General features: G+C 47.1%; 9 protein-coding genes. 1 reads left to right on the top strand and 8 read right to left on the bottom strand.

From position 1 onward, the window contains the following. Window positions 1-29: 29 nt before the first annotated feature. Window positions 30-1,088 (bottom strand): 7TMR-DISM family protein, encoded by a 1,059-nt coding sequence (locus tag ACTHMC_RS04890; RefSeq protein WP_440411347.1) that lies wholly within the window; start codon window positions 1,086-1,088, stop codon window positions 30-32. A gap of 167 nt (window positions 1,089-1,255) precedes the next feature. On the opposite strand from ACTHMC_RS04890, the gene ACTHMC_RS04885 reads away from it, so the two are divergent. Next, window positions 1,256-2,098: a carboxypeptidase-like regulatory domain-containing protein gene (locus ACTHMC_RS04885; protein WP_440411345.1), complete on the top strand. Its 843-nt coding sequence runs from the start codon at window positions 1,256-1,258 to the stop codon at window positions 2,096-2,098. A gap of 78 nt (window positions 2,099-2,176) precedes the next feature. Here ACTHMC_RS04885 and ACTHMC_RS04880 read toward each other — a convergent pair whose 3' ends face one another. From ACTHMC_RS04880 to ACTHMC_RS04850, 7 genes are all read right to left on the bottom strand, one after another. Further along, window positions 2,177-4,495 carry a Gldg family protein gene (locus ACTHMC_RS04880; RefSeq protein WP_440411343.1) on the bottom strand — a complete coding sequence of 773 codons (2,319 nt, stop codon included), beginning with the start codon at window positions 4,493-4,495 and terminating at the stop codon, window positions 2,177-2,179. A gap of 16 nt (window positions 4,496-4,511) precedes the next feature. Further along, the gene (locus ACTHMC_RS04875; RefSeq protein ID WP_440411341.1) at window positions 4,512-5,444 is read right to left on the bottom strand and encodes an ABC transporter ATP-binding protein; all 933 of its coding nucleotides are present in this window, start codon (window positions 5,442-5,444) and stop codon (window positions 4,512-4,514) included. 8 nt (window positions 5,445-5,452) lie between these two features. Next, a complete protein-coding gene (locus ACTHMC_RS04870; protein WP_440411339.1) occupies window positions 5,453-6,982 on the bottom strand; it encodes a PKD-like family lipoprotein in 1,530 nt (509 codons plus the stop codon). 21 nt (window positions 6,983-7,003) lie between these two features. Next, entirely contained in the window at window positions 7,004-7,708 is a 705-nt protein-coding gene (locus ACTHMC_RS04865) for a DUF4843 domain-containing protein (protein WP_440411337.1), read from the bottom strand. A 26-nt stretch (window positions 7,709-7,734) separates the two neighbouring features. Next, window positions 7,735-9,135 (bottom strand): RagB/SusD family nutrient uptake outer membrane protein, encoded by a 1,401-nt coding sequence (locus tag ACTHMC_RS04860; RefSeq protein WP_440411335.1) that lies wholly within the window; start codon window positions 9,133-9,135, stop codon window positions 7,735-7,737. A gap of 18 nt (window positions 9,136-9,153) precedes the next feature. Beyond that, the gene (locus ACTHMC_RS04855; RefSeq protein ID WP_440411333.1) at window positions 9,154-12,561 is read right to left on the bottom strand and encodes a SusC/RagA family TonB-linked outer membrane protein; all 3,408 of its coding nucleotides are present in this window, start codon (window positions 12,559-12,561) and stop codon (window positions 9,154-9,156) included. Between the two features lie 50 nt (window positions 12,562-12,611). Next, the coding region (locus ACTHMC_RS04850) for a FecR domain-containing protein (RefSeq protein WP_440411331.1) at window positions 12,612-12,869 on the bottom strand (258 nt) is incomplete at its 5' end.

Below are 12,869 nucleotides of genomic sequence, written 5' to 3'. Positions count from 1 at the left end.
ATGTATAAAGCAGAATCGAGCCAGTAATTCTATTCCAGTATACCCATTATATTCAACCCTAATAAAGTATTTAAAATTATCAGCGCTCCGAATCCCGCAACAAAATAAGCCGCCGGCTTGAATGAGTTCCTGTAAGCAATGACCCCGGCCGTAATCCAGTAAAAAAATAACCCATACATCACCAGCCCGATCACAGAGATGGCCAGCTGATAATTACCCATGAAATACATGGTGAGTGGGATGATGAACAACATCACCATAGCCCATCTGATCTTATAAATAAAGGGCGCATACCGCCTGGTCTGTAAAAAGGAATTGGTGAAAATGATACTCGCCAGCCCCATCAATGGCAGCCATAGTGTGGAATTGATAAAGCTGGTCCAGGGAAAGAACATCAGCAGGTAACCGGATACAAAGCTGTTATGAATGATATAAAGGAAGATGTAAAGACAATAGTGCAGGTAAACACGCTCGCGCAGAGAAAAAAAGACGAACAGGTTATACAGCAGCAAGGCAGCGGCAACCGCCGTCATGAAACCATATCCGAAATTGGAGAGTATGCTGGTTTCATACAACTGCTGCATGGTCTTCATTTTCATTGAAGCCCTGATGAGTGTTCTACTGTCAACCCGCAGATAGGCTGTTACCTTTTCTCCCGGTTTTACAGGCACCTTGAATACAAGGTCATTTGATTTGACAGGTCTCTTTTCAAAGTCACCGTCAGCTGTAAGCTCCTGGGGAGAAGCAACACCGGCCTGATCCGGCAGATACAATTGTGCCCGATGGAAAAAACCTCCTTTTATTTCCAGGAACCAGTCGGTAGTCTGACTTTGATTGATGACCTCAAATTTATACCAGATGGCTTTTGACAGATTACCAAGGAAGTCAGGCACCGTGATTCTGGATTTCACAAAGGAGCCATTCATCTGCAGCACTTCCTGAAAACTCAGATTCCCCTCCCTGTCTTCCAGGTAATACGGATAACCAACATTGATTGGTTTGCCATTATCGGAAAGCACTACCTGCCTGGCCTGGAGATAACCAGGTCCGGCGAGGAGGACCATCAGAAAAAGGAAAACTCTTATCATAAACTATTAGCCAAAGTTAAAATCCGGGTCTGATATCAATATAGGTATTAGTTCTCATTTTAAATCATAGATACTATAAGCAGCAATACCCATGTAATTGAATATCATCACCCATTGGGAGCCGGCCCAGCCGGAAATAGTTTTGCAGTAAGAAAAAATCATCACAAATGAAACGCACATCTTTAATCATTTTACTGGCACTGGTCACTGGTCTTTTATCCTTCTGTGGAAAAAAAGACAAGGACAACACTTCCACGGACTCAGCTCCTTACACCATCAGCGGCACCATTACAGACGCCACTGGCAAACCCGTTGCGGGCGCCAGGATCCGCGCAGAAAACCCTACCGGCAACAATATCCATATCACGGGCACCAGCGGTGCCGATGGTAAATATTCCATCAGGCTCACTTCTATCGGCGGCTGGAAGATCTATGCCTGGAAAGAAGTGGAAATGGAAGGAAATATTTACCAGGTTCGCCTGGGTATGGAAAACGACTCGGATTACGACGCTTTTACACCGTCCACGAAAGGCCTGACAAGAAATTTCGTGTGGAGATTAAGCGGAAGAATTCCCGACAGAACTCCCAGTAAAGAAAATGGTACGGGCTGGTTCGGCGGCAGCATCAAGATCATCAATTACAATTCTCTGGTAGATATCATGCCCCCGGGAACTGAAGTAACTGTAACATTCAAACCGGTAGCTGGAGCCAAATACCTCGATGGCTCTCCGGCAGCAGGCAAAGTGATCACCAAAACACTCACTATCAAAGATGGCGTAGGCCAGGCTTATTACATCAATGATATTCCTGCCACCAAATACATTATATCAGTAGCCAGTAAATACAATGGCAGGGCACTCAACACTTATATCGGCTATTCAAACCCTGATAATTTCTATGAAGGATTTGAATTCATGTTCCCTACTGAAGGCGGATCAGGTACATATGAAAGCGGATTGGGCTCACCCAATGAGCAATCATTTTATATGGCGCATGAAGGACTGATTTAGCAGCCCCCCCTTTGTAAAGCAAAAGCAGGGCAAATCGCCCTGCTTTGTTTGTATGTACCTTAGCCAGTATTATTATGATTATTGTCTTCTTCTTCTGAACCAGATCAGCAGGTATCCTACCAGCATCACTGCCGGCAGTACTCCTGTGAAAACGATCTTTGAAACCTTGAATCCTTTCTTGCCGATGTGAATATCATTATCCGTAAATGGCGGACGGCTGACGTCCACAGGCGCATCATAGTTGGATAACCAGTTGAAAGCCCCGGCTATCAACAGAAAATTAGCAGCGGGAATATCCTTCCGGTAATGACCGAGCTCTCCATTGCTGATACAATCGGCATCCCCCAGGATGATCACCTTTTGTTCCTTCTCACCTATCTTTCTGCTGAGCGCAAGCGCTGTGGCTGATAGATTAGCCACCGTTTCTCCGGACGCAGCATTGAACACCACACTGTCATCCACGAAATCGGTGGTCTGCAATTCATTCCATACGCCACTGGAATCCGTAACCAGCAAGGGTTTTGCAGTATAACCACTGGCAGCAGCGTTGTTGTATCTCAGCTCCACGGCAGACGGCATAACCACTACCTGTTTGTTTTCACGGATCATACGGAATGCATCGGCAATATCAACAGACTCTTTGGTTGAATGAGTGATCATCAGGTCTGCCTGAAACTCTTTGCTTGGCTTTACCAGTCTACCCTCCATCAGTTGCACACCAAACAATCCTGTAATGGGGTTCATGGATTCCTGGCGTTTGGGCTCAGCAGCAATCAGCAGGTTTCCACCTCTTGCGATATAGTTCTTCAGATGGGTCAGGTGCAGTTCAGGCAAGGCTGTTTTTGCATCCGGGATCACCAGTATACTCACATGCGCAGGCACTTCCCTGTCAAGCGTCAGCTGCTCAAAGTCGAAGCCCTGGTTGATGAGTGAATAACGGAATGTATTCTCTTTTGCGAACTTGTTGTAATCGCGGTCGCCCTCCTTGATACAATCGCGTTCTCCATGCCCTCCAACAAAGCCAACTTTAGGCAATGTTGTAACCAGTCTCTTGATTGCCGCGCTGATCTCGCCTTCGGAAGGGAAGCCCATGGCATCGTTGAAAACACGCAGCACTGATTTTTGACCGTTCTCTCTTTCCAGCACTTTTACATACCTGAAATTTTCTTCTTCGAGTGTCTCTTTGATCTTACCGAGTTGATTCACCGGCAAAAAAATCGTGGAATCAACACCGTAAGTCTGGGCAACCTTTCCCATTCTTTCCCTGTCATTGAGCCTGGGGAATCGCTGGTTGAGGGATTGCTCATTATTTCCCCGCGCGAAATAACGCACGTAATTCATTTTGATCTCCGGTTTGAAGCGTACATATTCCCGGAAGCGGCGCATATCATCCAGTTCTGCACGGGGCATGCCCATCCACAACCAGCGGTCTTCATCCAGTGCATTGGAATAGGTGGTGATGGTGAGCCCGCCCCCGGCTTTGCTTACTATCTCCTGGCTTGCTTTGGTGAGTGTGCGCAGTTTTGTGCGGGTAGCATCATAATAATACATCATTACAGGGCGTGAGCTCAGGTAACCAACCGTTACCGCTGCCCCGATCACAAAAGCATAACGTCCGAGGGAAACTACCGGCCTTGTCTTTTGGCGTACACCACGGAAACGGAATATGCATAATCCCAGGAACAGGCCCACCACAACAACAAAATAGATCACGTCCTCACTGCTGACAATGCCGCCAATGAATTCATGGGTGCGGCCTCCTATCGATAACCAATACATGATATCGCGCACAAAAGCCACATCCTGCCATAACTGGCTGGTATAATTCAGAATGGCGAAGACCGCGAAAGTTCCCATGGCAGCAACCACCTGGTAAGAGGTCAGGCTCGACATGAATAATCCAACTGCCCCATAGGCACAGATCAGCAGGAAGATCCCCAGCAGTCCGGGAATAGTGGCTGCAAAATCAAAATTATCCACCACAAAAGATCCATACATGGTGAAAATGAAAACAATAGCGGTCATCATCAGGGCATAGGCCGCAATGGACATGAATTTCCCGAAGATGATCTGCGCATCACTGATAGGTGATGAATACAATAATTTGATGGAGCCGCTGCTCAACTCACGGCTCATCATGCCCATGGTGAGCAGGGGAATATAGAAATACAGGTAGCCAAGCAACCGGGTATAGAACCCTCCCCAGGGATCAGTATATAATTTAAGGGTAACGCCTTCGAGGCCGTAACCCATTTCCTTGAACTGTACCATCCCTTCCAGCACTCCTGAAAAAACGATACCGGCCTGGATGGTGAACACGATCATGATCAGCCATGCAATGGGCGAATAAAAAAGTAACTGTAATTCAGTACGTGCTATTCTGATTGATTGTTTCATTGGTATATTTTCTACGTTAGGACCGCGATTGTTTTTTAGACAATTCAGCAAAAATGGTATCCATCGAATTTTTCTCTGCGTTGATCTCTTTCAACCTCCAGCCGTTATGAACGCTCTGATCGATGATCTTCTCCAGCATATCATCCACACTGTCTACTTTCACGCGGTACCTGAAACCACCCAGGGTTTCCACATCCACCACGCGGGCCATTCTCTTCAGTTCTTCTGCGCCCTTTGCTTCCAGCATGGTCAGCAGAATAGTTCCTGGTGCGGCATAGCGGTCAAATTCGTCAACACTGCCGGAGAATACCACGCGGCCTTCCGCCAGCATCAGGATATAATTGCACGCAGCCTGCACCTCCGATAACATATGCGTGGAAAGAATCACCGTCCTTTCTTCCGCGATCTCTTTGATCAGGTTCCTGATCTCAACAATCTGGTTGGGATCGAGGCCATTGGTGGGTTCATCCAGCACCACCAGTTCCGGATTGTGGATGATGGCCTGTGCAATACCAACACGCTGCTGATACCCTCCGGAAAGGTTCCTGATCAGCCTTCTTCTGAAATGGGTGATACCGCACTTTTCAAGCACTTTGTTTACGGCACTCCCCTGTTCCTTCTTTGGGATCAATCTCAATCCAGCGCAATGAGTCAGGTACTCTTCAATGGTGAGATCGATATGCAGTGGAGGCCGCTGCGGGAGAAACCCCATCAGGCCTTTGGCAGCAATGGCATTCTTACGAAGGTCAACACCATTGATAAAAACCTCGCCTTTTGTGGGTTTCAGCACGCCGCATAAAATGTTCATCATGGTAGACTTTCCCGATCCGTTGGAACCGAGCAATCCGTAGATCCCGCGCTCGGGAATTTCAAAATCTATGTCACGGATTGCCCATTGAGCCGTATAGCGATGTGATAGCTGTACAGCTTTTACTATTGGTTGTTTCATATTGTGGTTTACATCATTTGGTTAAATCCAAATCCCATCTTGAACATGCTGCTGACAGGTACCCCTTTGTTCAGCACGATCTTCTTTTTGAGACGGCGGGCAGGATCGGCTATTTCATCCGACAATGTGCCGAGGATATACAGATCGCCGTTCTCCAGGCCAACCATGATCTGATCATGTGTGAATACACCCATCACCATGTTCTGGGCTGCCGAGATGGTTTTAATGGGAGAATCGAAGGAATAGTACTCTGAACTGGATCCTGGCCCATGTTCGAAGAGGTACAGTTTTTTATTATCGGTGCCACCTGAATAGAACATATAATTTTCAATGCGGGGCAGCTGGCAGAAAATACTCTGTGCGTTAGCCGTGCCTGCACCGAATGGCATTTCATAAAAGAACAATGCCGGCATGGTATAGAACTGATCGATGGCCATGATCTTCTGCACGAAATGCTGGCTGCCATTGAAGAAAATAAGGTAGTAGGAAGAGGTGAAGCGGCCCTGCTTCAATGCGCCTACATATACCAGTTCTTTGTCCATCGCATCAATGAGCGTAGTGCCGGGAGGGATCGGAGGACCAGGCATATAACTGATGGGAAGCACCAGGCCGCGGTCTGTACCAATGAACAGCTTGCCCCTGGTTTTATCATAGAGAATGGTATGTCCACTCATGAAGGTTCCGTCCCAGCCTTTATCAAATTTTACGCCGCCCGGTATGAACATCGGTTTATTGGGATATACACCAGACTGGGAATAGGCGCTGTTCACATGCTTCCTCGTATATATATTACCGTTATCATCCAGCATCATACTGTAGTCCCACATATAGAACTCACCCCTGGGACGGAAATCCTCCGGAACGGTATTGCCCAGGAAGAATGTGTTGGTCTTATAGATCGGATTCAGGTTATTGCCATCCAGCTCCAGGTTGCCGGCCGCATCATTCCTCACGATCAGGATATTTCCGGGATTACTGAGTCCGCCGCCAGACATCCAGTGTTCCTTCACTTCAATGGCATTGGGGCCAAGCTCTTCGCCGGAGATAGTGGTATAAAAATCCTCCGTTACTTCGTAAGTCATCGGATCGATGAAGGAGATAATGCTACGGTTGTCTTTTTTAGTCAACACCACCCAGCCTGTCAGATATACAGGAATGGCATCTACCGTGAACCCTTCCAGGAATGTGGATTCATCTTTTTTATTCACCACTTTCAGTTTCACATAAGGGCGGATGCCGGTGAGCTCACGCACAGGATAGTCAAGCACCGGACCGGTTGCGATCTCCTTGTTATTGCAATACCACGTGAAGGAAAAGGTCTCCGTCAGCGTACTGGCCCTTACCGTATCGCCACGATACACGATCCTGGGGTTGATATCGAGCGTATCAACGGATCTGGGACTGATGAAGGCACCGCCATCAAAGAGGATCTTTACCTTATTGAGCTCTTCGTAAGCGTAATTGCCTTTGTCTTTATAGCAACTCGTTACCAGTAAGAAAAAAAGAACAACGAGTGTATATAGTTTTGATTGTTTCATGTTCATTGCGGGATTGCTTGATCAGAATAAATTCGGTGATACATTGATCTGGCCATTCTCATCAACATACTGCTCGCCGTTTTCACGGCCACGCGCCAGGAAATCGCGGAAAATGATGGCATATGCACGCTGCTCCGTTTCAGCCAGACCGGTCATGTCAGCCACACCTGTGGCTTCGATGAAGAGCCGGTATTTGGTGTCAGAATATTTGTCCAGGAAATTGGTCTCAACAACGGATGTCCACCAGTCCGGGCGTGCGATCATATCGGAGAAAGTGATATCCGCATACTGGTTGGCAAGCGGCCCCAGGCTGAAATGTTCATTGGCCTGCAAAGCAATCCTGATCTTGAATTTCGAAGTTTTCAGCCTGTCGGATTTATTCAGTACCAGCAACAACGTGTCCAGAGCGCGTCCCGCGCGGAAGGTCAAAGTGGCGGGCAACTGGTAATCGCTGGCAATGGCAGTGGTTTGGGAGGCTGCAACAGTGATGGCAACAGCACGGTTTTCATCCTTCAGCTTGCCCATCAGTTTCACCAGTAAGGGTATAGTGTCTTTATCTGCGCCGGGGTGAAAGGCAAAAGAATATTCAACCGGCTTCAGGGCACTGGTATCATCTCCTTTGTTGACGAAGAATACAAAGGACTCATCTCCATATTTATCAACAGCATCCTTGCTGCAGGCCGCAAGCCAGGAGCAGATGATCAGTATTATATATAACGGTTTCATGTATCCGTATTTTTTAGTGTTAAGGGCTATCGTTCAGTTACAGGTAGTATGAACTTTTCGGTCAGGGTCTGGTTGCCATTCGTTTCATCCAGGATGGTCTTGTTCAGCCGCTTGTAGAGGAAGAACAATTTCCCTTCACCCACAAACTCCCTCCGGGCATCATTGATGATGGCGTTGAGGAAAGCATTCTTATCGGGTACACCAGGCAGCGGAACAGTGTTGCCGCGTTTTGCACGCAGACTGTTCAGCATTCCCAGCGCTCCGTCAGGATCGGTATCGTACAGCACTTCAGCAGCAATATGATAGAGCTCGCTCAGCCTGAACATGGGAATTGCTCCGGTAATATCTCCTTCACGGTCCTGTGTGGTATCATACTTCAGCAACTGCCTGCCGTTATTGGAGAGGTAGCATTTCTTCCTGTAATCGGAGTTCAGATCACTGCCGAAGATCTGGTTGGTGTTGGGAAGCAGGAAGATCACCTTGTTGAAATCGTACTCGAATCTTTTACGGTAGAGTACAAAAATCAGGTCTTCTGAAAGCAGGCGGTCGTAAGCTCCCACATCTACAAGCGTGGATGGGGTAAAAGTGATGGTGGGCTCAGCACCTGTTTTGTCGTTGATCACCTCCATGGCATTACTATAGGCCACTGGCTTGTTGTTAGCGTACAAAGCAACACGCGATAACAGGGCAGTAGTTGCATAATATCCCATGCGGAATGCCCGTTTACCCGGACCAAATGGATCCTGCTCCACACCTGAACGGAAGCGGTACTTGTGAAAGATCTCTCTGGCTTCATTATCGGTATCATATTCCTTCTGCAGGTCCTTGCTCTTTTTCAGATCATCCATTACCAGTTGCAGGATCTCGCTCGTTGCTTTTTCCGGCATCGGTATATGGGTGAGCGTTGTGTAATAAGGAATGGACACAGCATCTCGTACTGCAGGCGCAGGTGCATACAAACGCAGCAGATCGAAATGAAGCATGGCGCGGATGGACAGCAGTTCTCCCTCCAGTCTGGCACGCTCGTGCGCCCTGAAGAAGCCGGGCGATTTCTTTTCCATTTCCATCAGCAATCCGTTGCAGTTGGCAATAGTGGTGTATGCAAGCGCCCAGATACCATTGATTCGTTGTTCCATGCCTGCTGATACATAATCATAATTCTTCAGTTGGTCATACATGGTATTCTTGAGGTCATAACAACGGGCCAGTACATCCACCATGCCGTGTGAAAGCTCTCCGCCATATAAAGTATAGGAAGATAAATTGGTATAGATACCGTTGAGTGCAATGGAAAAACCCTCCGGTGTTTCCAGCAGCACGTCAACAGACACTTCTGATTTCGGTTCCATTTCAAGCCATTTCTTCACACAGCCTGAGGACAGGATCAGTATGCCGGCCAATATGAATGAGTGCAGAATTCTTATCATAAAGAATGTCTTTTAAAATTAAAAACCCAGGTTCAGGGAAAGGTTGATGGTCCGCGCATAAGGATAATCAGTGCCGCGCTCTATATCGATGCTGGATATGCGACCCAGCTCATTACTGGTCAGCTGAACCCGGCAATTGTTGAGCTTCCATCTTTTCAGGAATTGCTGCGGAACATCGTAGCCGATGGTAACGGAACTGAAATCGATATAATTATTACGCTGCACAAAACGGGATGTTACCCTGGTGGTTTCATTCCACAGACGCACGTCTTTCAGATCAGTGATATCCCCGGGTTTCTGCCAGCGGTTGGAAAATACACGGCTGTCAACGTTCTTGTAAACATTGGCATTCTCCACTTTGCCCACCAGAGTGTTGTTGTACATATCACCACCATATTCATAGAGGAAGCCGGTGAATATGAAGAAGGACTTATAACTCAGATTGAATCCGAATGATCCCCGCAGCTCCGGTTCCGAATCCCCTACTACCACGTGCTGTGACTGGTTCCAGTTATAGGTTGTCTGGCCATTCTGATCAAGGTATACTTCTCTGCCGTCCGCAGGATTTATGCCGAGCGACTTCATAGCATAGATGGCAGTTTGTGAAGCGCCTTCAAAGAACTTGTTCAGCGGTTTGTTCACCACTGAATGGCCCCTGTAATATTCTTCCACGCGCTTATTGTATTCTTTCAGCGCGTCTCCGATCTTCAGGAATTTATTGCTGTTATGTGCAGCAGTTGCATAAATGTTCAGGTTCACACTCCTTCCATTCAGTACCTGGTACCTGGCACTGATCTCGTACCCTTCATTCAGGATCTCACCCAGGTTGCTTTTGTAAGATTTGAAACCGGTGGAGAAAGGCAGGGTGATATCGCCAATGAGGTCAATTGTTTTCTTATGATAATAATTGAGCGTAACACTGAGCTTATTGAAAACGGTAATATCGAATCCGGCATCAAACATGGTTGTTTTCTCCCACTCCAGGTCAGGATTTGCCAGTGTAACCAGGTTGGCGCCAATGCCGAATGCATACCAGTTATCAAAATTGTAGCGGTAAGTGCTCTTGGATACGCTTTGTGAAAAGCCCGCCTTTCCTACCTGTCCGTAGTTGGTGCGCACTTTGAAGTTCGTCAGCCAGGGATAATTTTCTTTTACGCCTTTATAATTGTGAAGGTTGATTCCAGCGCCCAAAGACCAGAACGGCGCAAAACGCACATTGGAACCGAATTGTGAAGCACCATCATATCTGCCGGAGAAATCCAGCAGGTATATATTATCATAACTGTAATTGGCAGAGGCCATGAATCCGAGCAATCTTGATTTCTCATTATCGCCTGTTGGTTTGTTCAGGATATCTGCTGCAAAATTCACATCATCAGTATTTCCTGTCAGAAAACCAACAACGCTGTAACCCGAACGGGTCATATTTTTCTGCGCTGCATTGGCACCCACGGTTGTATTGAGATAATGTTTGCCATATCCTTTTCCATACACCAGCAAAGCATTGAAGTCCCAGGTCTGCATTTCATCATCCAGGATACCCTTTGTTCCTTTCTTGGTGAACTCCAGGTTATTGAACTGTGAGGAAGCAGGGTCTTTAAAGTCTTGCTGCTGGCTCTTTTGCAGCATTACAGCAATCCTGGTATCCAGGCGGAGACCATCCGTGATCGTCCAGCGCAGGTTGAAGTTATTGGAAAAATCATTGGACCTGGTACGGTTATAACTTTTGAGATGTGCATCATATAATGGATTTCCTCTGCCACCGGGATGTCCCCAGTCACCCAGCTGTTTTTTGTAATTACCCTCTTCATCCTTGATGGTTTCATAAGGATTCTGTTCAGCATACATGCCGAAAGAACCGAATGGAGATTCTTCCGATTGGATATTGTTCCACTGGATATAGTTACGGAACATCAGGTTATTTTTCCTGTAGGAGATGGAAAATCCGATGGAGTTGTTGTTACGCTCCGATCCTTTCATCACACCCTGTGTGCGTGCGATATTGAGGTCGGCCCCGAAAATGAATTCTTTGGATCCACCTTCCACCAGGATATTATGACGCTGGTTAAGGCCGGTACGCAAGGGTTGTGAGAGCCAGTCTGTTTCCACACCGCGGTTCACTTCTGCAAGTTTGGCGTAATAATTCTGCTCACGCCTCAGTGATTCGGAGGGTTGCTCATTATCCCGGCGATCAAACAATCCGGATATTCTTTCCAGTTCCAGTTTATCTCTTGAGTTCAGCAGGTTGTAGCCAGACAGATCGGGTGCAGTAACACTTCCATTCAGGGAATAATTCACACGCAGACGGCCACTCACCGGCTTTACGGTTTCAATCACTACTACACCGTTAGCGGCACGTGATCCGTAAATGGCGGTGGATGCTGCATCTTTCAGGATGGTGATAGACTCCACGCGTGTGGGGTCAAGGTCGAAGATCCTTTGCACAGGCACTTCATATCCATCCAGGATAAAGGTGGGCAGGTTGGGATCATTACGGAGTTGCGTGGGTGAGAGAGCAACTTCATCGTCAGGCAGGGTAACGTCGCCTATGCCGGAACGGCCGCGGATATAGATTGGATTGATATTATTGGGATCAGAGCCCAGGCTGTTATTATCAATTACCTTGAAAGAAGGATCAAAGATCTGCAGGCTGCGCAAAATGTTATTGGGTGCCACTTTCAGGAGTTCATCCCGTTTGATGGTTACAGCAGACCCCGTGAAATTATTTTTATTGATATTGGAATAACCGTTTACGATCACCTGGTTCATCTGGCTGTTACTGGTTTCCATCACAATATCCAGGCTCACGATTTGTCCGGGTATCACTTTCAGATTTTCATCCATTTCCTTCTTCACAGTATTGGCAGTATAACCACCCGCAGATTCTCGGATGCGGATCTCTACAGGCTCATACCCGATACTGGAGAGCTGAAGGATGCTGTTCTTTTCGATGTTCGGCAACCTGAAAGAGCCCTGAGCATTGGTAACAGTGCCAATGGTTGGAGAGCCTTTCACCCGGATGGAAACACCGATCAGCAGTTCATCGGTTTTCGAACGGACCGTTCCTGTAACTATCGCTGCAGGTGTTGCCGCAGTTACAGCAGCAACAGTTTGTTGTGAATTGGAGACTGGTTCCTGGCGGGAAAGGAAAATATTCTTTTCGCGGAACCGGTAGTTGATGCCCTGGTCTTTGAAAACCAGGTTGAGGAACTGTTCCAATGGGATGCCCTCAACGGTGAGTGTGACAGGCCTTGACTCCGTCAGGATGCTCTTGTCTCCTGAGATCACATAACCGGTTTGTTTCTCTATCACCTGGAACACTTTCTTCAGGGGAGTATCCTTCCCCGAAAAGGTGATGGTCTGAGACATTCCGCTTATGCCAATAAAAAGGAAGGCCGCATTTAGTAATAAAGCAGTTAGTCGCATGAAGCGTTATTTTGGTTTTGGGTTTGGCTTCTCTAAGCCTATTGAAAATCTTAATCGACTCCTGTAATGATCAGTTTTCTTCCTTCCAGTCTGAAACGTACTCCCCAGTCTTTCAACCCATCCATAAAATCAAGCAGGGACAGGTTCCTGCTCACTTTTCCGAAGAATGACTTGGCAGGAATTCCTTTTTCATATACTACTTCCACATCATACCAGCGCTCCACTTCGCGCATGAGCTCTTCCAGTGTGAGGTCATCAAAACTGAAAAATCCATCTTTCCATCCCGTAACCTTTTCCAGGTTTACATT

This window comes from Pseudobacter sp. (assembly GCF_051955275.1).
Taxonomy (GTDB): domain Bacteria; phylum Bacteroidota; class Bacteroidia; order Chitinophagales; family Chitinophagaceae; genus Pseudobacter.
The sequence above is the reverse complement of the archived record's forward strand: the minus strand, read 5'-3'. Positions and strand labels throughout refer to the sequence as shown.

What these genes read in the sequence shown, in the direction of transcription:
- ACTHMC_RS04865 (WP_440411337.1), bottom strand. Translation starts at nt 7,708, where the DNA reads ATGAAACCGTTATATATAATACTGATCATCTGCTCCTGGCTTGCGGCC.
- ACTHMC_RS04870 (WP_440411339.1), bottom strand. Translation starts at nt 6,982, where the DNA reads ATGAAACAATCAAAACTATATACACTCGTTGTTCTTTTTTTCTTACTG.
- ACTHMC_RS04880 (WP_440411343.1), bottom strand. Translation starts at nt 4,495, where the DNA reads ATGAAACAATCAATCAGAATAGCACGTACTGAATTACAGTTACTTTTT.
- ACTHMC_RS04885 (WP_440411345.1), top strand. Translation starts at nt 1,256, where the DNA reads ATGAAACGCACATCTTTAATCATTTTACTGGCACTGGTCACTGGTCTT.
- ACTHMC_RS04860 (WP_440411335.1), bottom strand. Translation starts at nt 9,135, where the DNA reads ATGATAAGAATTCTGCACTCATTCATATTGGCCGGCATACTGATCCTG.
- ACTHMC_RS04890 (WP_440411347.1), bottom strand. Translation starts at nt 1,088, where the DNA reads ATGATAAGAGTTTTCCTTTTTCTGATGGTCCTCCTCGCCGGACCTGGT.
- ACTHMC_RS04875 (WP_440411341.1), bottom strand. Translation starts at nt 5,444, where the DNA reads ATGAAACAACCAATAGTAAAAGCTGTACAGCTATCACATCGCTATACG.
- ACTHMC_RS04855 (WP_440411333.1), bottom strand. Translation starts at nt 12,561, where the DNA reads ATGCGACTAACTGCTTTATTACTAAATGCGGCCTTCCTTTTTATTGGC.